Raw genomic sequence first — 19,997 nt, forward strand, 5'->3', positions numbered from 1 at the left:
TATAGTTTAAAATGAGTTAACCCTTTTGGCTACGAGTTTCGAGAAAAATCATGAAATCGATTATTTTGGCGTCAACTTCTGAGTACCGACATGCCCTACTAAAAAAATTAGGCTTACCTTTTTTAGCTGCTGCCCCAAATATTGATGAGTCGCCTGTATTGAATGAATCTGCCCAAGCTTTAGTCATGCGTTTATCTCATGCGAAAGCACAAGCACTCGCCGCTCAATACCAGCAACATCTGGTCATCGGTTCTGACCAAGTTTGTGTTATCAACAATAAGATTGTCGGAAAACCGCATAATTTTGATAATGCTTTTCAACAATTAAAATCTGCGTCAGGCAATAAGGTTACTTTTTATACTGGATTGTGCTTGCTGGATACCGAAACGGGTAAATTTGATGTGCAATGTGAATTATTTCATGTGCATTTCAGACTACTATCTGATGCGGAAATAACGAATTACCTATTGAAAGATGAACCTTATCAATGCGCTGGGAGCTTTAAATCAGAAGGACTAGGAATTAGTTTATTTGAGCGATTAGAAGGGCGTGACCCCAATACGTTAGTTGGGCTTCCACTTATTTTATTACTCGAGATGTTACGTCCACATCAAGTTAGCCCATTATTTGATAATTAATCCTTCATACTGGCAGGGAAAACCTGCCAGTTAATCAAATGGCTTACTTTTCTGCTTTACGACTACGTAATATTTTTAGGCAGTGATTTAATTGGTTATCTAATGGAGCTTGCAAACGCATCTCTTCACCCGTTTTAGGGTGCGTAAATTTCAATGCACTCGCATGCAAAAATAAGCGGTTTAAACCTGTCCCTGCCAGTTGGCTATCAAATTGCTTGTCACCGTACCTGTCATCAAATGCAATAGGATGCCCTGCATAAAGTGTATGAACACGTATTTGATGTGTCCGCCCCGTGACAGGGCTCGCTTTTACCAAGGTTGCATTATCAAACCGTTCTTCCACTTTAAAACGCGTCTCTGACGGTTTTCCTTCACTGCTCACTTTAACGACTCGCTCGCCACTTTGTAGAATGTTTTTAAGTAAAGGGGCTTGAACAACTTTCATGTGCGACTGCCAGTTGCCTCTTACGAGTGCTAAATAATCCTTTTGCATTTGTTTCAAACGCAATTGTTCATGTAACGCTCGAAGTGCTGAGCGTTTTTTCGCCACCAATAAAATACCTGATGTGTCTCTGTCAAGACGATGAACCAATTCAAGGAAACGCGCTTCTGGTCGTAAGGCTCTTAAACCTTCGATAACACCAAAACTTAAACCACTTCCACCATGAACAGCAGTACCCGATGGTTTATTCAGCACTAAGAGAACGTCATCTTCAAATAAAATGCAATTCGCTAATGCAGCGACTTTATCCAGTTTGGCCGAAACCGGTGCGGTTTCACGCTCAGCAACCCTAACGGGAGGAACGCGTACTTGGTCCCCTTCGACCAATTTATATTCAGGCTTTATCCGCCCCTTGTTAACACGCACTTCCCCTTTGCGGATAATGCGATAAATCATACTTTTCGGCACACCTTTAAGTTTAGTGAGCAAAAAGTTATCGATACGTTGCCCAGCTTCGTCATCGCTGATGTCAATAAATTGAACTTGATTTTGTGTATTCATTCGAGAATGCGTTAACTCTAATTGATTAAAATATGCGCTTATTTGCTTTCCCTATCATACCGACTCCACAAAATTTTTTATGTTTTTTTTTAATTTGGTTATTTTCTGCATGATTTATCCTATTTCTAAATAAAATTTCCATATAACTTCCGTATCGACTTGCTATAATGGCTATGGCAATGGAATAATATGAAGTTGCTGAGATGTTTAAAAAACGAAAGTTAACGTTTTATAGGATTTCTTATTTGATGGCGTAACAATGCAGCAATGGCGTAAGACATTTAGCAACATCAAATAAATTAGCGAGCAACGAATTTTGGCTTATTGGGTTAGGAACTTCCGTTTTCTTTAATAACTTACGGCATCCTGATTAAGAACGCTGAATTTTTAATCTAAAAATCAGGTTCACCGAATACTGCGCGTCTCTATACGAACGACTGCCGCGAGGCAGACGGTTTTGTAAAAATCACGAGGCCATCGGTTTACAGTAGCTCTTTCTTTCGCTGCTCTTTATTTAAAAGAAAATAATGAGTAAGTAATAACATGAAAAGAATGCTAATAAACGCAACTCAACAGGAAGAGTTGCGTGTTGCCCTTGTTGACGGGCAACGTCTCTATGATTTGGATATTGAAAGTCCCGGTCATGAGCAAAAAAAGGCCAATATCTACAAAGGTAAAATCACTCGTATCGAACCTAGTCTTGAAGCCGCTTTTGTAGACTACGGCGCTGAAAGACACGGTTTCCTTCCTATCAAAGAAATCGCTCGTGAATACTTCCCAAGCAACTATCACTCTCAAGGTCGTCCTAACATCAAAGATGTGTTAAAAGAAGGCCAAGAAGTTATCGTTCAAGTGGATAAAGAAGAGCGTGGCAATAAAGGTGCGGCACTAACTACCTTCATTAGCTTGGCTGGAAGTTACCTCGTTTTAATGCCAAATAACCCACGTGCGGGGGGTATTTCACGTCGCATCGAAGGGGAAGATCGAACTGAACTAAAAGAAGCTCTGTCTTCTTTACAAATTCCTGACGGCATGGGCTTAATCGTTCGTACCGCAGGTGTGGGTAAATCTGCAGAATCGCTGCAACAAGATTTACTCTACCGTTTACGTCACTGGGAAGCTATCCAAAAAGCCGCTGAAAATCGCCCTGCACCTTTCTTGATTCACCAAGAAAGTAACGTTATTGTCCGCGCATTCCGCGATTATCTGCGCCCAGATATCGGCGAAATTCTGATAGACAACCCAAAAGTTGTCGAAATGGCACGCAACCATATCGAAGCTATCGGCCGTGGTGATTTTGCAAGCAAAATCAAACACTACAGTGGTGATGTTCCTCTGTTTAGCCACTACCAAATTGAATCACAAATCGAATCTGCGTTCCAACGTGAAGTTCGCTTGCCATCAGGCGGTGCATTAGTTATTGATACCACTGAAGCATTGACCGCTATCGATATCAACTCTTCACGTTCAACACGTGGTGGCGATATCGAAGAAACTGCATTCAATACTAACTTAGAAGCGGCTGATGAAATTGCACGTCAATTACGTCTACGCGACTTGGGTGGTTTGATTGTTATCGATTTTATCGACATGACACCCGTTAGGCACCAACGTGAAGTTGAAAACCGCCTACGTGAAGCAGTACGTCAAGACCGCGCACGCATTCAAATTGCACGCATCTCGCGCTTTGGGTTATTGGAGATGTCACGTCAACGTTTGAGCCCTTCTTTAGGTGAGTCAAGCCACCATGTGTGCCCTCGCTGTACAGGAACGGGAACTATTCGTGACAACGAATCACTTTCTCTGTCTGTTCTTCGTCTTATTGAAGAAGAAGCACTGAAAGAAAATACTCATGAAGTGCATGCCATTGTCCCCGTACAAATCGCCTCTTACCTGCTGAACGAAAAACGCAAAGCGGTCAGTGATATCGAACAACGTCAAAACCATGTCCGTGTTGTTGTTGTTCCTAATGACCAAATGCAAACGCCTCACTTCCATGTGATCCGCATTCGTAAAGGTGAAGAAGTCAATACGTTAAGCTATAACTTAGCGCAATATCACGAAACAGAGACGTTAAATCAGATTGATGAAACGACATCTGAACGTAAAACACCTGAGCAACCTGCAATTTCTGCTTTTGCACTGCAAGAGCCTGTTGATATGCCTGCGGTTAAACCTAAAGAGACAGTCACTAAAGCGCCAGTAAAACCTGCATCAGCAGAACCTGAAAAACCAGGTTTATTCAGCAAAATTGCTGCTTTCTTCAAGAACCTATTTGGTGAAGAAGAAAAAGTGGTTGAACAACCAGCGCCGAAAAATCGCAATAATAACGATCGTCGCCGTAATAATGACCGTCGCAACAATCGCCGCAATAATAACCGCCGTGACCGCGATGACAATGACAACCGTGACAATCGCGAAACTCGTGATAACCGTGATACTCGCAATAACCGCAATGCATCAACGGATGAAACGAATAATCGCAATAAAGGCCGCAATAATAAAAATGCGAGCCAACAAAATGAGCAAGCCGCTGAGAATAACAATAGTGACAATCAGCAGCAACGTCGTGAACAACGTGCTGAGCGCCGTCGTCGCCAAGACGAAAAACGTCAACAGCAAGTGGCTAAAACGCAACAAGATGCTCAACAAACTAACGTTGAAAATGAGGTGGAAAAGGAAGAAGAACAACGTCCTGTTGCACCACGCCGTCAGCGCCGTCAGTTGACACAAAAAATCCGTGTTACTGATAACGAGCAAGTTATTGCACCGGTTGAAGCCGCATCTGAAACAATCACAACGCCTGTTGCCGCACTTCCTGCGCCAATCTTACCTGTGAAGCAAGTTGAAGGTGATGTGCAAGTTGAAGAATTGCAAGAATCAATGACCTCCTCTGATGGTGAAGAGAAACAAGACACCATTATTCCGCGCCGTTCACGTCGTTCACCACGTCATTTACGTGTTAGTGGCCAACGTCGTCGTCGTTATCGTGATGAGCGTCATTTAAATAAATCACCAATGCCATTAATTGCTGCTGTTGCATCACCTGAGCTAGCGTCGGGCAAAGTGTTTATTCATTATCCAATTGTCCAACCTCAACAAGAGAGCATGGCAATTATCACTAATGAAGAAATGCTTGAGCAACAAAGTGTTAATGAAACGTCTGTAACAGAAACCACCAATGTTACCGCGTCACAAAGCGATGTTTTAGTGGCACCAGTTGTGGCCGAAGTGGTTAAACACAAGGTACAGGATGTTGCTGTAGAAACAATTAGTACTGAAGAAACTTCATTAGTTAACGAAGCACCAACTGTCGAACACCCTGTTGAGTCAACAACAATTACCGCAGAGAATACAGACATTGCGCCTGAAGCTGAAGCAGTAGAAGTGGCACAAGACGCTGTTGAAATCGTTGCTGAGGTTATCGAACCTCAAGTGGCAACACCGGTTGAAGTGACTCAAATCGACGTGGTTGAAACCGTGACTATCGTGGACGAACAAACGGCTCCGGTTACTGTGGATGACGCAGTTGAAGAAGCTCAACGTACTGAAACTGCTGTTGCAGCACCAGTCGAAGTGACCAGTGTCGAAGAGATTATCGAACCTGTTACTACGGTTGAGCCAGCCATGGTAACAATCAGCCCAGCGGTAAGCTTACATAAACGTCACGCTTTTTCTCCAATGACTAAAGCACCAGCGCCAGACGTTGCTGCTGCGCCATTTGAGATAAAAGAATATCAGCGCGAAGCCTCAACCTTTGAAGGTAAAGGTGGCGCAGGTGGCCATGTTGCTTCCAATGTAGCAACCTCTGCAATGGCAAAACCGACAGATAACTAAGACTCAATCGCTGTAAAACACGAAAGCCTTGATAGGAAACTATCAAGGCTTTTTTTATATAGCTTGATATTATTTGATAGTGACTTTACTTGTTGTAATTTATTAAATACTAACAATATTTATTCTCTAGAAACCTTTGACAATGCGCCATAAATTGGCGCATTGTGCATCTGTACGAAATATGTACGCTCAATGCAGCAAACACGCTAACAGAGGATATTCTATGGATTATGATTATACGCAAATAGACCGTTGGAAAAATGGCCATGCATATACAAGCGATGGTGTATTACTACTCCCGACTCCTCACGTAACCCCTGACAGAATTTTACCAGACCATATTCTGAATGCGATGGCAAAAGGAATATGCGGGGTTTGTGGGCTTAGTAACTGTCGTTATGAAAAAACATCTTCTTATAAAAAGATGTTAAGTGCCTATCAAAGTGGAAAGCTTGAGTTAATGTATACCATTTATTGGCGCTCTTTTGGTGGATTATATAGAATGATGAAGCCAAAAATAGAGTATGATTTAAATGAAATAAACAAAAAAGAAGCGGAAGAGATTAAGAGCTCAGTTAAATTTACAGCTGATTTTTATAAAGAAGTTTTTAACTCCTACGGTGAAAAAGCAGAGAAATTGGCTAAAACTATGGCAGAGCAAGCCAAAGGAAAAAAGATCCGTAATGTTGAGGATGCATTAAAAGCTTATAATAAATATAACAATAATATTAGTAGAAAAATCGATGCTAAAGATCGTAAAGCCATTACAGCAGCATTAGAATCAATTAAAGCTGATGATATTGCAAAAAATTTCAAAAAATTTAGCAAGGGCATGTTATACACAAGCCAAGCAATTGACTTTATTGATTGGTCTAATGAATTAATAAAAGCGATAGACACTAATAATTGGAGACCTTTTTTTGTTAAAACTGAAACAATAGCAGCAGGTATGGCAGCTACAGCTCTTGCTGGATTCACTTTTAGTACATTGCTTGGCGGGCCTATTGGTGTGCTAGGCTATGGCTTAATTATTGCAGGGATAGGAGCATTAATTAATGATAGTTTAGTAGAGGAAGCAAATAATTTGATTGGTATTTAATTATAACATAGAAGCTATTTACTTCGCTGACAATCTTCTTATCAATACAGTTATAATAAAAATCAACGTAATTGGAATAGATAATAAAAACACCACACCACCATATACGGCTAATCCTCCAGCCTTACCTGCTGTGTCCATAAATAAGCCCCTATTCCAAAATTCTCTAGTAGTAAACATTAGAAAGAAGCTTTCAACTGCCCATTTCGCAAATGGGTAAATGATAATACCAATAACACTAATAAATAAAATCAGTGACTTATATTTAAGTTCGCTACCCAAATAAGAATATAAAAACAAGGTTCCCATAAACCAACCCCAACACATGTTTTGAATATAATATTTTTTATTCATTAACTATTTCCTTATTCTCCTATGGAGTATAATAGCAAACCCCATATGAGAATGAGAACTCATATTAACTACAGTTATTGTTGTGTCCTAACATCTTAAAATCACTGATTAATCACTACATAATAATTACATTATGTTAATGTATAATTATTACGTACTAACTGAAAAGGATGACCTTATGTTGAAAGTGATTGCAGAAGATTTTATTAAAACTGAGGCGATTGAGATTGTTATGCCACTATACCGCGAATTAGTTGCAGCAACGAAACAAGAGCCATTGTGTATCAGTTATGACCTCTATGTTGACCAAAAAGACCCCGGCCATTTTATCTTCATCGAAGAATGGCCGAATCAAGAAGCGTTAGATATCCACTGTGCGAGCGAACACTTTCAGCGCCTTGTTCCCCTAATCAACAGCTATAAGCGTTCTGATCCTATTATCATACTGATGAATGGTGCTTTTAAATATGCGCATTAGCTAAACGTACCAACGCCAAACATATAATTAGAATCTGCGCACAATACTACAGGCCGAATTCTAAGATCGGCAAAACCTACATAATCCGCTAAATAGTTCGCTCTGTCGCTAGGCGGCAAGCTAAACAAGACCCTAGGAGCATACACGAGTATGCGACTAGGACGAGTATGCGACGTCAACACTGCTTATAGCCCTTAATAAAATACAATGGTATTAATCCGCTAAATAGTTCGCCCTGTCGCTAGGCGGCAAGCTAAACGAATCCCTAGGAGCATACACCCGTATGTGACTAGGGTGAGCGTGCGACACCAACAACGCGACAGGCCGAAATATGACGAGGATACAATCCTATAAATAGTTTGGCCTGTGGCTAGGCGGCAAGCTAAACAAGACCCTAGGAGCATACACGAGTATGTGACTAGGGTGAGCGTGCGATGCCAACAACGCGACAGGCCGAAATATGACGAGGATTTTTAGAACCAAGGAGCTTGGGTCATCACCGAACCATAAAACAAGGCTCTGCCAGCTAACTCTCCGCTAAATATCGCCATCATTATCAATACAAGTAAAACTGCGGATGGTCGCTCCTTGTATGCTTTCATCACCATAATGCAAGGCAATATCATACTCATCACTACTTGCCACCACAGCAAGTAGCTCCCACCTTGGCTTGCAGGTAATTGTAAGCGAATAATCTGTGCAATTAATACCAATGCAACGCCTATCAACACGCCAACTTTAATGGTCGAGGGTAATGACTTGCCTTGCCCAATAACAAATAAGGCTACTAGACTAAAACCAAGTACAATTGCACTGCCTATAAACGCGATTTGGGTTGCCGGTGTATGCCATAATGGATGAGCAACCATTTGATAATAGACTTGTGCCGTGACTAGTATAGCGGCTAATCCACCAATCCCACTGATCCAGCCTAATATCGTATTGCGCGTGTTTACTGTGGGTTGCAACCAGCAAGATAGAGCCCACAAAGTGATAACACCATTTAATAATACAAATGTCACTGCCTCGCGACTTAGCCATGAATGACTTAGCCCCAGAACGGAACGGTATGCTTCGAGAGGCACACCTAAATGCCCCATTGACATCGATGAACCAATAACTTCAATCAGCCATATCAATAGCACTGTGCGACGTAATACAGAGCCTGATAATAAGGAGCCCTGACTGGCTTTCATTTGGTAAATGGTTAATGCGAGAACCGCACCAATCCCCCATTGGCTCATCACTGTAAAAAATACCAGAGGGAGCTCCATATGTTTAATATCCATGATTAGTCCTCCATTCCGATAATTACAATATTAGGATTACTAATAGTGTGGTCAGGCATATTGTAACTTTGCTCTAAAACACGCCAATTTGTGGTGTGCTTTTTACGTAATTCTGTGATATCGCCGAATTCAATAGCACCTGTTGGGCAGGATTCCACACACCTTGGCAGTAGGCCTTCGTCTAAGCGTTCCGCACACATATTACATTTACTGGTTTTCCCTTCCGCGGGGTCAAATACGGGCGCATGGTATGGGCAAGCCATAATACACATTTGGCAACCAATACATTTCTCATGGTCTTGTACCACAATGCCATCAGCGCGTTTGGTATAGGTATCCGCTGGGCAAACTTTTAAACATTGTGGGTCATCACAATGGTTACAAGACATCGTAATAAATGCTTGAGTATTCGGTGAGTCATCATTGAATTCGCGAACTCGACGCCACAAGACGCCCGGCGGAGTCACATTCTCAGATTTACAAGCCATTGAACAAGTGCGGCAACCATAGCAATCTTTTGTATTTATTAAAAAACCATATTGCTTGACCATGATTAAGCCTCCCTTCTTACATCAACTAACGTACTATTACAGCAGTGCCCCGTTCCCAAATGTTCAACTTGGTCATTCGTGACATGACTGCTGCTTCCCCCCTGCTGTTCCCACCAACCGTTATCCAGTGAAATCACGCCTTTCTTAATATGCGTTGTCACGACAGCAATGGCTCGGTGTTCTCCTCGGTCATTAAAGGTGATTGCCCATTCCCCATTCTTAATACCTCTAGATTTGGCGTCTTCTGGGTGAATCAAGACATTCGGCTGGTTTCGTTGTACTTCAAGGATCCATTCATTCATTCCATGACTTGAATGCACACTACGCGCTAACTTGCGCTGAACCGCCATCAAAGGATACTTTTTGGCTAATTCAGGTGAACCTTTAACCGACTCAGTCACTTGGTAGTAAGCGACGACAGGTGAAAAATTTTTCTTTTGCCAATCTTCAACAAACAAGTGCGCTTTTTTGGTTGATGTTCTAAAAATACCGTCTTTGAATGGTATCCAATCCCCTTCTACCGGGCGCACGGGGCCTTTTTCTAACATTTGGCGAGTAATACCAGAGCCGACTAAACAGGCATCAATATAGTGCTCTATTGGCTTATTAAATACGTCGCCAAAGCCGAAACGTTCTGCTAATCGAGCGAAAATCCAATAGTCGGGTTTTGCTTCACCAACGGGTTCAACGGCTTGTTCCATTAACTGAACATATTGGCTACGTACCCCCGCCATCAAACTGGTATCTTCAAAAATAGTGGTCACTGGTAAAACTAAATCAGCATATAAGGCTGTTGAGCTCATGAGATTATCGGCAACCACAACAAATGGAACTTTTTTTAGTGCTTCGCGAACCTTGTTGGTATTCGGCAACTGGGTCATAACCCCCATCGTCATAATCCACCAAAAATTAATCGGATGTGGCTTTTCATTGACGATAAAATCGCCAACTTTCGCAACAGGAATGGGGGGAATATTTTTCACATTCGGTGCTGGTGGCACTATTGGGCTAAAGTTAGCCATTTGCCGAGCTCCACCAGCATCACAAACACCCGCCCCTCGTTTACCTATATTTCCAGTCAATAAGGCGAGATAGAACTGGCTTCCTGCAACATAAGCACCATGTTCGGTTCGTTGTGCTCCTGACATATTTTGCACAATCATTGACGGTGTTATTGAGGAGTAATCCCGAGCAAGACGTACAATAGTTTCCACTGGAATATCCGTTTCTTCACTGACTCGGGCAATATCCCAACCTTTTGCTTGTTGATAAATTTGTTCAAAAACAGTGGTATAACTCAAATCTTCAGGAAGTTCATGTTGGAAAAGTGCCGGTTTAATGCCCGGTGAATCATGGCGAACTAACTGTTTGCTTAATGTGTCGAAAACTAAATAGCTGTCCTTATCATCTTTGTTCTGCCTAACTTGTTTTTGGTCCGCATCAACCAAATAAACCGCGCCAGTATGAGCCCTCAAGAAATTTTCATCTATCCGGTTTTCTTCAATAATGATTTTAATCATACCTAAAGCAAGCGCGGTATCTGTCCCTGGAATAATCGGTATCCATTCGTCTGCTTTTGCCGCAGTTTCACTAAAGCGCGGGTCGATAACCACTAATCGAGCGCCATTTTTTCTCGCTTGGTTATAATTTTTAAAATAGGCTTGCATCGTAACAGCTGGGTTATTGCCCCAACACAGGATATAACGGCTATCCGCTATCGTATCGCGGGTATCTGCATACCTCAGCCCGAGCATCGGGATCATCGCAGCTGTTACAGCAGAGCAACAAAGTGAACCCGCTTGTTTCGTTGACCCGCCTAAATAATCAAAGAAAGCCTTCCCCATATCATTTTTAATCGAGTCCATATTTCCGGCATGAGTGGAAATAAACAACCCTTCATTACCATATTTATCAATGGTCTCTCTAATATTTTTTTCAATAAGATCCAGCGCCTCATCCCAACTTATCGGTTTGAATTCAGCTTTACCTTTTTCGCCTACTCGTAGTAACGGTGTTTTGATGCGTTGATCATGATAGACCCATTTAGTTCGGCTCATACCTCGCAAGCAACATTTGACATTAAACCCTTCCGTCGCCTGAATTTTCATCAGCTTACCTTGGTAGGTATATGCGGTTAGGTTGCAATGCAAACACTCCATTGCACAAGTTGACCGAAATGTTTTGTAGTCCGACAGTTTGAGTCGCACCTTCGGTAAAGGTTGATTGCTGTTTCCTTGTGCATAAGAACAGGGGGCGATACTCGCCAACCCTACAACGCCAAGCCCTTTGAGTAGAGTTCGGCGTTTCAAACGTAGTGAATTTATCGTTTTCATTATAGTAAACCTCGACATTGCCTTTATAAGTACACTATATATATACGCCATTCACTAAAGATGAACTTGAGTAGCATCAATAATTCTATCTATTTATAGGTAATAAGGTGCTACCGCTTTCGGATTATTCTTCCGCATTATTGGTTCGTTAGCAGCGCAAGGCAACTCATGGTAAAATTTCAGGACTTGTTAAACTGAGGTTTATGTATGTCTACTCTGCAAGGTGTTAATTCTGTTGATATAGCCGTAAGCATTTTAAATTATATTGCTCAAAATGGGGGCATTGCTCGCGCAGCGGATATTTCAAAAGGTTGTGAGATATCAAAAAGCCGTCTACATAAATATCTGGTTTCACTGTGCCGTACACAAATGCTATACCAAGATTCTCAAACTAGCCGTTATGGTTTAGGCCGCAATTTAACCTTCTTAGCTAATTTTGTTAAACCTGAAGACTCTTACATCGAAACCATTAACAATAGTTTGATTCAATTTCGCGATGAACAGAACGTCTCAACAGGCATAGCCACGCGTCTAGGAAAGGCACTGTCTTTAGTGAAATATAATCGTAGCTTCAAAAATATTGAAATTGACTTTTTACCTAACACGCCATTGCCTGTCGTAAAAAGTGCAGCTGGGCTGATTTATTCTGCATTTGATAACCAATTTGGTTCGAATTCCTATTCGCAGGACGAAATTAATAAAGTTATCCAACAAGGCTATGCCATCCGTTACCAACCAACTGAAGGAATTCCCGGAGCGCAATCTATTGCTTGTCCTGTATTTAATGGCGAAGGCCAGCTTGTCGCAGCAGCAGTGACGATGGGATTTATTGCAGAAAATGAAATGGAAAGGTTAGCAACCGCATTAATCAAACAAGTTAATAGGTTAAATTTATAATAACTACGCGTGGTCAATGTTATCTATCGACTCAAGCCAAAAACAGTAAAGCCGAGATGACCTCGGCTTTACACGGTAATTATTTCACATCAATACGCGGTAATTCACCCATCTCTTTGAGCTTTTTCGATATTTCACGACGTTCTTTGGAGAGTTCAGCGTTCTTGATAATATAATCATCAACACGATCATCATAATCACTACGCATATTCGCAATAATTGCCTGAATATCTTCAATCGACATACCTGGTTTTATATATTCACTCAAGTTATCCAGCAGCAAAACACGCTTCTGGTTATCACGAATTTTTTTCTCATTGTCGGTGATTTCACGACGAATTTTATTTTTGCGACGAAACATACGCACAAATTCCAGAACATTTTGGAAAGACGGCTTGTTAGCGTTGTCCATGTTTAAAACCCTCTAGTCAATATTCAAAACGCATTATCTATTAACACAATACAATCTAATCCTATTGAGTTACAAGCCCGTTTCGCATATTTATCAAATTATTCCGCTGAAAATTGATTTCACTTTATACTTTAACGACCAAATTTTCGGAGTGATCTTCATTACATTTATTTGTTTGATCTTTTTCTCTGATTTCTTGATTGCCTGCCCCATCACCTCTGAGACAAAATGCAGATAATATCGTCGTAATAATAACAAATATCCCCATGACCAGATAGGTATCAGCAAAACCAATTTTATCATACCCCCAACCCGCTAATGGCGATAAAATACTTGCAACGACAGAGCTCATGCAACTAAAGCCAACCAAATAAAGTGTCGATGACAAACGTTTATCGAAATGAAGACTGTTATATTTAAAAATCGCGACTAACAGAATCGGGAGCTCAACGGCATGCAGTAATTTCATTATCGATATCATAATCGCGCCATCAACTAACCCTGAACCAATAATGCGTAGTGCCATGACAGAACTCGCAAACAACAACCCATTTTTAGCGCCAATTCGGTTGACAATAAATGGCGCTAAAAACATGCCTCCTGCCTCCAAGAAAACCTGCAATGAATTTAGATAACCGTACATCTCATTACCTAATTGCTCACTTTGAAACTGATGGGCAAAATACACCATAAATTGCTGGTCATACACACTGTATATACAGGTTCCTAATACAAACAATATCAAAGCCCAAAAATGGGGTTGTACAAACAATTGCAAAGCATCTTTCACCGTGATGGCTGAAGGTTTACCATGTTCAAGGCTATTATACGCATCTGCGTTTGCCGTTTTTAAATTCAATAAAATAACTAAAAATAATAAGCCTGAAACGGTTGCCATGATAAAATTGTAATCAGGGTTCAGGTTAATATTACGCCCAGCAAAAAACGTTGCGCTCGCCCACCCCAATGAGCCCCACATCCTCGCTTTTCCATATTCAAAATTACGTAATCGGCTGACTCGCTCTGTATAAGATTCAAGTACACCAATACCCGCATGAAAAGTCATGCCAATAAACAAACCACCAATTACACTGCCTAAAAATACATTCCATCTTAGCAGCGTACCGAAAACCATAAAAAAGGGGCCAGATGAAATCAGTAGTATTGCAATAAATAACAGTAAATTTTTTCGTAATCCTAATTTATCTTGCATAAACCCATAGAGTGGCTGTGCGCAAAGTGCCACAATCGAAATACAAGAGAAAATAAATCCTGTATCCGCACCATCCAAGCCAACATATTTACGCAGCCAGATTGCGACGACAGAAAACGTTGATGACCACGTGAAAAAGAAAAAAAACAATAATGCACTCAAAGAGGCATAATACTTTCTTGAGCCACGATTCATATTTCATCACCTATCAAAAATTATCCTGATGAAATGTTAAGGTTAACATTAATTTCAAACCACAAAATAGCCTGTTATTTGTGATGTTAATCACTAATGTTAACGTTAACAATTGATATGTGTGATATCAATCACGATATACCCTCACGAATTAATGACGAATATCTGCTGGGTAAAATATTTCATCAAATCACCCAAGTTATGCGGCTATCAATCTTACCCGCTCAATATCAGGTAGCCTTGGTTTAGCTTTTACGGTAGATAAGGTATCATTAATCAACAAGGTATAGTGAATAGCAATAAATTAACCACTATCAATCTACTATATAACCATCAAAATGGTGAAAACGTTGCAAGATAATAAAAAACAACCGACCTTTTTTATTCATGACTATGAAACCTTTGGTAAGCGCCCTGCTCTCGATAGGCCTGCACAATTTGCAGGAGTTCGCACTGACCTTGATTTTAATATCATTGAAGAACCCGAAGTTTTTTATTGTGCTCCGGCTGATGACTATTTACCGCAACCTGAAGCCGTGATGATCACTGGGATCACTCCGCAAGTCGCATTATCTCAAGGCATTAACGAAGCCGAGTTTGCTAAACGAATTCATGCGGCTTTTAGTGTCCCTAATACCTGTATTATGGGCTACAACAATATTCGTTTCGATGATGAAGTTACGCGTAATATTTTTTACCGAAATTTTTACGACCCATATGCTTATAGTTGGCAACAAGGAAATTCGCGTTGGGATTTACTCGACACTTTGCGTGCCTGTTTTGCGCTTCGCCCTGAAGGTATTCAATGGCCAGAAAATGAAGATGGCTTACCGAGTATGCGTTTAGAGCATTTGACCAAAGCAAATGGGGTTGCTCATGAAAATGCGCACGATGCAATGTCTGACGTTTTAGCCACTATTAATATGGCAAAACTATTGAAAGCCGCTCAACCGCGAATGTTCGATTACTTTTATCAACTAAGAAACAAAAACAAAATAAGCCAACTCATTGATATTGTAGAAATAACACCATTAGTTCATGTGTCTGGTATGTTTGGCGCATTGCGTTCTTATGTCAGTTTAGTCGCTCCGCTTGCTTGGCATCCTGATAACAAAAATGCCGTCATTATGTGCGATTTATCTGCCGATATCTCACCATTAATTGAGTTAGACGTTCAACAATTACGTACTCGATTATATACACCTAAAGCTGAATTGTCGGGTGCTTCTCCCGTTCCTGTAAAATTAGTTCATATTAATAAATGCCCTATTTTAGCGCCAGAAAAAACACTGCGGCCAGAAGATGCACAGCGAACAGGTGTTGACCGTGACTTATGTATGCGTAATCTGGAAACCTTACGCAAGCACCCTGAAATTCGTAATAAATTAATTGAGTTATTTAGCGAGCCTCAAATATTTGCCGAGTCAGACGATGTCGATACACAAATTTATAATGGTTTTTTCAGTCCTTCTGACCGCTCAACTATGGATATTATTCGTGAAACTTCCCCACAGAACTTACCTGCATTGGAATTAAGTTTTGAAGATAAGCGCATGAAAGAACTTTTCTTTCGCTACAAAGCACGTAATTACCCTGCAACCTTATCTTATGATGAGCAGCAGCGCTGGTTACAGCACCGTAGAGACTACTTTAATGAAGAGCGTTTAACAGAATACATGCAACAAATACAACTATTACTTGCAGAGCATCAACATGATGAAAAGCGTTGTCAGCAATTAAAAGCATTGATTAATTATGCGAGAGATCTCGCCAGTTAATTTAGCAATAAAAAAGGCAGATATTGAAATGTTTACCAATACCTGCCTTTTTTCATTTATATGACATGGGCCTTAATGGTCATGAGAATGACCGCAACCACAATCCCCTTCCCAATTTTTGCGTTTAGTTGTTTTACCTAAACCAGGGTTCATTGTGTTTGTTGGGTCAGATTGCTTGTAGAATGATTTCAATTGTTCAGGAGCTTTATACAAATGCCCTACGTTATGCTCTGCAGGATATTGAGCGCCTCGCTCATCTAACAAAGCTAACATTTTTTCTTTTAGCTCTTTCGGGTCTACGCCTTTTTTCAATACATAATCCTGATGCATAACATGGCACATAAAGTGGCCACAGTATAATTTATGCACCAATAACTTCTCAATTTCTGGTGGTAACGTTTCAAACCAATTTCTATCATTACGGCGTAATGCGATATCAAGAGGTAAAACATCTTCCACATCTTTGTTGTGAACAGCATGATAACGAACCGCAGAACCCGCAGCTGCAAAACGATGTAAAAACGCTTTTGCTCCCTCCTCGGGGGTACATTCAAAATAGCCGCCATCTGCGCTTGAAAAATAAGATTTTAGCCAAACTTTAGCTTCATCAATGCCATCTCCAGCCATTTTCAACATTAAATGGTGTTCGTAACGATCACGGAACTCTTTCATACGAGGTGGTAAATGAGATGGCCATAATTTACTGAGAACCTGCATAGTGCGGTCAATCAGATTTGATGGCAGGAATGGGACTTTATTTAATACTGCATCAATTCGCCCTTTAATGGTGAAAAACATTGGCATTTTGTCAGTGCCGAATTTATCAATCATTAAAAAGGTATCTTTGCCATAAACTTCTGCAATATCGAAGCAACCACGGTGCATATATTCACCCGCTACTGGCAGGTTTTTAAATTCACTCAAAATATAACGACGTATATCTTCCAAAACATCTGGATTATTAGAACCGATATAAAATACCTGTGTTTTTTTATCTGCTGGGAAGGTATCTAAACGAACAGCAAATACGGCTAATTTTCCTGCGCATCCTGATGCTTCAAATAGACGGCGTTCATCTGCGTTAAAGCGTGATGGCGTATCTGCATCGACATCACGAACGCGTTCTGCATATTCGTGATCAGACGCTAATTTATCGCTAACTTGCACGTCTTCGCTGCTGTAACCGCGATTTTGTAGGTTTGTCAGAATCTCTTCTGGGGTGCTCCCTAAATCGATACCAAGATGATTTACCAGTTCTACTTTGCCATCATCACTGACCCGGCCGTAGAGAGCCAGCTCAGTATAAGCAGGACCTCGGCGTACTAGCGACCCTCCAGAACTGTTACAAATCCCCCCAACGACAGAGGCACCAATACACGAAGACCCAATCAAAGAGTGCGGTTCGCGCCCTAATGGTTTTAAGATTTTTTCCAGATCGTACAAAGTGCTTCCTGGCATCGCAACCACTTGGTTAAATTCCGGTAAAACTTGAATTTGGTTTAATTTCAACGTACTAATGATGACAATATCGCGGTCATAGTCATAACCGCTCGGTGTTGACCCTTCGGTTAACCCGGTATTCGCCGCTTGCATTAGGACAATTTTGTCCGCTTCAACACACGCTTTGAAAACATACCATTGTTCGAGCAATGTTGTTGGAAATACAACCGCGATTGCATCCCCCATACCAGAGCGAAAGCCTTTGCGATAACGTTCTGTTTTATGCGGCTCTGTTAAAATATTTTTTTTGCCAACAATATTCCTAAGCGTCAGTAATAACCGTTGATTCTCAGGTTTCTTTGCATCATTCATTTGTGTGCCTTCTTAATCGAATTCGTAATTATCATAGTTATGCATTATGTATTGTAACAACAATATCACATAATATTATGATGTTAATAGGCTACACGCTTTATCTTAAATAATTCTTAACGGGTAAAAAAATAACGCCTCAAGGGCGCTATTTTATCAATTCTAATTTGGCTATATTCAAAATAGTTCGCTTTGTAGCAAGGCGCCGAGCAAAACGATCATGGAGAGCATACATAAGTATGTGACCCTTGTAGCTTTGTGAATATAACACCGCTACCGCGTGAAATATGAAGTACGGCCTATCTATTTAAAAGCGAAATTTTAGGTATATTTAAAAACGAGATTTTAGATATATTCAAAATAGTTCGCGTTGTAGCAAGGCGCCGAGCAAAACGATCATGGGGAGCATACATAAGTATGTGACCCATGTCGTTTTGAGAACGCAACGCAGCTACAGCACGAAATATGAAGAATATAGCTACACGTCACTCATTTGCGGCATAGGCCGCTTAAACATACGCGTTAAAACAGCCATATACACTAAACCAACCGCAGTCCAGACTAAACCATATACCATTGAATCTTCTTCAATATTTAGCCATAACACACAGACTGTTAATGTCCCGATGACAGGTAAAATCAAATAGTTAATGATATTTTTAGCCCCAGTCATACGGCGTTCACGAATAAAGAATTGGCTGATAACCGAGATATTCACGAAGGTAAACGCGATTAGAGCCCCAAAGTTAATTAACGCGGTTGCAAAATCCATTTCAAACCAGATAGCGCCTAGTGCTAAGAAACCAACCATTAATACGTTATATGCAGGAGTGCGCCACGTTGGGCTAACATAACCAAATACTTTTTCTGGGAATACCCCATCACGCCCCATGACATACATTAAGCGCGCACTACCCGCATGAGCCGCCATACCTGACGCTAATACCGTAACACATGAGAACACCAGAATGATTGACTGGAAGAATGCTCCAGCAACAAAACGCATAATATCTGGCTGTGTCTCGTTAATATTCTTAAAGCGTGATACATCAGGGAAGTATTGCTGTAAGAAGAAAGAAACGGTAATAAAGATAACACCACCAATTAACGCAGTTAAGAAAATAGCCCGCGGGATGACTTTACCCGCATTTGGCGTTTCTTCTGACAATGAGCTTAATCCGTCGAAACCTAAGAATGAGAAACAAAGAATTGTTGCCCCAGCTATCAGCGGGATCACTTCGGTTTTTTCATTAGCAAATGGGTTAAATGTCCAAATCTCACCTGAACCTTCACCATTCGAAACACCGTGAATGACTAAGCCCGTAAAGACCGCCATGACACCAACTTGGATAATCGCAATCACAGTACTTAAGTTCGCTATCACGTTGATACCGCGTAAGTTTGCTGCCGTCATCAATATGACTAGACCCACAACAAAAATCGCTGGTTCAACATTAGGGAAAATATCTTGTAAATAAATTTTAGCCAATAAGATGTTGATCATTGGCATAAAAATATAGGACAGCAAGGATGTCCAACCCACCAAGAAGCCAATATGAGGGCTCATTGATTTTTGGGCGTAAGTGTACGCTGAACCGGCTGATGGGAAACGTTTCACCAATTTACCGTAGCTCAGAGCAGTAAACAGTATCGCAGCAAGTGCAATAATGTATGAAGTTGGAACATGTCCACCGGTTTTATCTGACACCATTCCGAAGGTATCAAATATCGTCATTGGCTGGATATACGCAATACCGATCATCACTACTTGCACCAATGTTAAGGTTTTTGCAAGTTGTACGCGGTTATTCGCACCCGTTTGATTGTGACCGATGTCTAATGGAATTGGAGTATTATTTTGCACGTCTAAGCCCTCCCATAACTTTCGATTGCATACTACTTCGGCTTAATCGACAGTTACTGGGAAGACTTTGCATCTGCCTATAGGCAGAGAAAAACGAAGAGAGGGAGAAAGGCGTGTGAGCGAAGCCACCGAGAGCCCCATAGTCATCGATACGGCAGCCGCCAGCGCCTGGCCCTGCTGCGAATGCGAAAAAGTAAGCCATAAAAGCATTCCTCAAATCGGTAGCGAAAAATGTTTGCTACAC

Annotated in this window: 16 protein-coding genes; 6 read left to right on the plus strand and 10 right to left on the minus strand. The window is 41.0% G+C overall.

Annotated elements, in window-relative coordinates:
• The first annotated feature begins 50 nt into the window (after window positions 1-50).
• A complete protein-coding gene (locus PSF28_RS18650) occupies window positions 51-638 on the plus strand; it encodes a Maf family protein (RefSeq protein WP_210836236.1) in 588 nt (195 codons plus the stop codon).
• 43 nt (window positions 639-681) lie between these two features.
• Here the strand turns inward: PSF28_RS18650 and rluC are convergent, their stop codons facing one another.
• Window positions 682-1,641 carry a 23S rRNA pseudouridine(955/2504/2580) synthase RluC gene (rluC, locus tag PSF28_RS18655; protein ID WP_210836238.1) on the minus strand — a complete coding sequence of 320 codons (960 nt, stop codon included), beginning with the start codon at window positions 1,639-1,641 and terminating at the stop codon, window positions 682-684.
• 543 nt (window positions 1,642-2,184) lie between these two features.
• Between rluC and rne the strand changes: the two genes are divergently transcribed.
• Together rne and PSF28_RS18665 are read left to right on the plus strand one after the other, a co-directional pair.
• Window positions 2,185-5,478, plus strand: coding sequence for a ribonuclease E (gene rne, locus PSF28_RS18660; RefSeq protein WP_272685466.1), 3,294 nt, complete (start codon window positions 2,185-2,187; stop codon window positions 5,476-5,478).
• Window positions 5,479-5,701: 223 nt separating this feature from the next.
• The gene (locus PSF28_RS18665) at window positions 5,702-6,577 is read left to right on the plus strand and encodes a colicin-like pore-forming protein (protein ID WP_272685467.1); all 876 of its coding nucleotides are present in this window, start codon (window positions 5,702-5,704) and stop codon (window positions 6,575-6,577) included.
• 18 nt (window positions 6,578-6,595) lie between these two features.
• On the opposite strand, the gene PSF28_RS18670 is transcribed toward PSF28_RS18665, so the two are convergent.
• Complete coding sequence (locus PSF28_RS18670) at window positions 6,596-6,931, minus strand: colicin E1 family microcin immunity protein (protein WP_272685468.1); 336 nt, start codon at window positions 6,929-6,931, stop codon at window positions 6,596-6,598.
• A gap of 178 nt (window positions 6,932-7,109) precedes the next feature.
• Here PSF28_RS18670 and PSF28_RS18675 point away from each other — a divergent pair, with 178 nt between their 5' ends.
• Window positions 7,110-7,409, plus strand: coding sequence for a putative quinol monooxygenase (locus tag PSF28_RS18675; RefSeq protein ID WP_272685469.1), 300 nt, complete (start codon window positions 7,110-7,112; stop codon window positions 7,407-7,409).
• Window positions 7,410-7,882: 473 nt separating this feature from the next.
• On the opposite strand, the gene PSF28_RS18680 is transcribed toward PSF28_RS18675, so the two are convergent.
• Genes PSF28_RS18680 through PSF28_RS18690 form a run of 3 tightly spaced genes read right to left on the minus strand, consistent with a single transcriptional unit; the run spans window position 7,883 to window position 11,582 of the window.
• Window positions 7,883-8,698: a dimethyl sulfoxide reductase anchor subunit family protein gene (locus PSF28_RS18680; RefSeq protein WP_272685470.1), complete on the minus strand. Its 816-nt coding sequence runs from the start codon at window positions 8,696-8,698 to the stop codon at window positions 7,883-7,885.
• Window positions 8,699-8,700: 2 nt separating this feature from the next.
• Window positions 8,701-9,249 carry a 4Fe-4S dicluster domain-containing protein gene (locus PSF28_RS18685; RefSeq protein WP_272685471.1) on the minus strand — a complete coding sequence of 183 codons (549 nt, stop codon included), beginning with the start codon at window positions 9,247-9,249 and terminating at the stop codon, window positions 8,701-8,703.
• Window positions 9,250-9,251: 2 nt separating this feature from the next.
• Window positions 9,252-11,582, minus strand: a complete 2,331-nt coding sequence (locus PSF28_RS18690; RefSeq protein WP_272685472.1) for a molybdopterin-containing oxidoreductase family protein — start codon at window positions 11,580-11,582, stop codon at window positions 9,252-9,254.
• A gap of 207 nt (window positions 11,583-11,789) precedes the next feature.
• On the opposite strand from PSF28_RS18690, the gene PSF28_RS18695 reads away from it, so the two are divergent.
• Complete coding sequence (locus tag PSF28_RS18695; RefSeq protein WP_272520197.1) at window positions 11,790-12,479, plus strand: helix-turn-helix domain-containing protein; 690 nt, start codon at window positions 11,790-11,792, stop codon at window positions 12,477-12,479.
• Window positions 12,480-12,558: 79 nt separating this feature from the next.
• Here PSF28_RS18695 and tmaR read toward each other — a convergent pair whose 3' ends face one another.
• The gene (gene tmaR, locus PSF28_RS18700; RefSeq protein WP_004253179.1) at window positions 12,559-12,891 is read right to left on the minus strand and encodes a PTS system regulator TmaR; all 333 of its coding nucleotides are present in this window, start codon (window positions 12,889-12,891) and stop codon (window positions 12,559-12,561) included.
• Between the two features lie 124 nt (window positions 12,892-13,015).
• The gene (locus tag PSF28_RS18705; RefSeq protein ID WP_210836266.1) at window positions 13,016-14,299 is read right to left on the minus strand and encodes an MFS transporter; all 1,284 of its coding nucleotides are present in this window, start codon (window positions 14,297-14,299) and stop codon (window positions 13,016-13,018) included.
• 350 nt (window positions 14,300-14,649) lie between these two features.
• Here PSF28_RS18705 and sbcB point away from each other — a divergent pair, with 350 nt between their 5' ends.
• A complete protein-coding gene (sbcB, locus tag PSF28_RS18710) occupies window positions 14,650-16,077 on the plus strand; it encodes an exodeoxyribonuclease I (protein ID WP_272685473.1) in 1,428 nt (475 codons plus the stop codon).
• A 72-nt stretch (window positions 16,078-16,149) separates the two neighbouring features.
• Here sbcB and dld read toward each other — a convergent pair whose 3' ends face one another.
• The 3 genes from dld to PSF28_RS18725 form a co-directional block, all read right to left on the minus strand.
• Window positions 16,150-17,889: a D-lactate dehydrogenase gene (gene dld, locus PSF28_RS18715; protein WP_210836270.1), complete on the minus strand. Its 1,740-nt coding sequence runs from the start codon at window positions 17,887-17,889 to the stop codon at window positions 16,150-16,152.
• 478 nt (window positions 17,890-18,367) lie between these two features.
• A complete protein-coding gene (locus tag PSF28_RS18720) occupies window positions 18,368-19,753 on the minus strand; it encodes an APC family permease (RefSeq protein WP_210836272.1) in 1,386 nt (461 codons plus the stop codon).
• Window positions 19,743-19,955, minus strand: a complete 213-nt coding sequence (locus PSF28_RS18725) for a hypothetical protein (protein WP_004253162.1) — start codon at window positions 19,953-19,955, stop codon at window positions 19,743-19,745. The genes PSF28_RS18720 and PSF28_RS18725 overlap by 11 nt, the downstream gene beginning before the upstream one ends.
• Window positions 19,956-19,997: the final 42 nt, after the last annotated feature.

The organism is Providencia sp. PROV130, from assembly GCF_028482225.1.
In the GTDB taxonomy this organism is placed as follows: domain Bacteria; phylum Pseudomonadota; class Gammaproteobacteria; order Enterobacterales; family Enterobacteriaceae; genus Providencia; species Providencia rettgeri.

Coding starts and splice junctions, on each gene's coding strand:
- PSF28_RS18650 (WP_210836236.1), top strand. CDS start 51: ATGAAATCGATTATTTTGGCGTCAACTTCTGAGTACCGACATGCCCTA.
- rluC (WP_210836238.1), bottom strand. CDS start 1,641: ATGAATACACAAAATCAAGTTCAATTTATTGACATCAGCGATGACGAA.
- rne (WP_272685466.1), top strand. CDS start 2,185: ATGAAAAGAATGCTAATAAACGCAACTCAACAGGAAGAGTTGCGTGTT.
- PSF28_RS18665 (WP_272685467.1), top strand. CDS start 5,702: ATGGATTATGATTATACGCAAATAGACCGTTGGAAAAATGGCCATGCA.
- PSF28_RS18670 (WP_272685468.1), bottom strand. CDS start 6,931: ATGAATAAAAAATATTATATTCAAAACATGTGTTGGGGTTGGTTTATG.
- PSF28_RS18675 (WP_272685469.1), top strand. CDS start 7,110: ATGTTGAAAGTGATTGCAGAAGATTTTATTAAAACTGAGGCGATTGAG.
- PSF28_RS18680 (WP_272685470.1), bottom strand. CDS start 8,698: ATGGATATTAAACATATGGAGCTCCCTCTGGTATTTTTTACAGTGATG.
- PSF28_RS18685 (WP_272685471.1), bottom strand. CDS start 9,249: ATGGTCAAGCAATATGGTTTTTTAATAAATACAAAAGATTGCTATGGT.
- PSF28_RS18690 (WP_272685472.1), bottom strand. CDS start 11,582: ATGAAAACGATAAATTCACTACGTTTGAAACGCCGAACTCTACTCAAA.
- PSF28_RS18695 (WP_272520197.1), top strand. CDS start 11,790: ATGTCTACTCTGCAAGGTGTTAATTCTGTTGATATAGCCGTAAGCATT.
- tmaR (WP_004253179.1), bottom strand. CDS start 12,891: ATGGACAACGCTAACAAGCCGTCTTTCCAAAATGTTCTGGAATTTGTG.
- PSF28_RS18705 (WP_210836266.1), bottom strand. CDS start 14,299: ATGAATCGTGGCTCAAGAAAGTATTATGCCTCTTTGAGTGCATTATTG.
- dld (WP_210836270.1), bottom strand. CDS start 17,889: ATGAATGATGCAAAGAAACCTGAGAATCAACGGTTATTACTGACGCTT.
- PSF28_RS18725 (WP_004253162.1), bottom strand. CDS start 19,955: ATGGCTTACTTTTTCGCATTCGCAGCAGGGCCAGGCGCTGGCGGCTGC.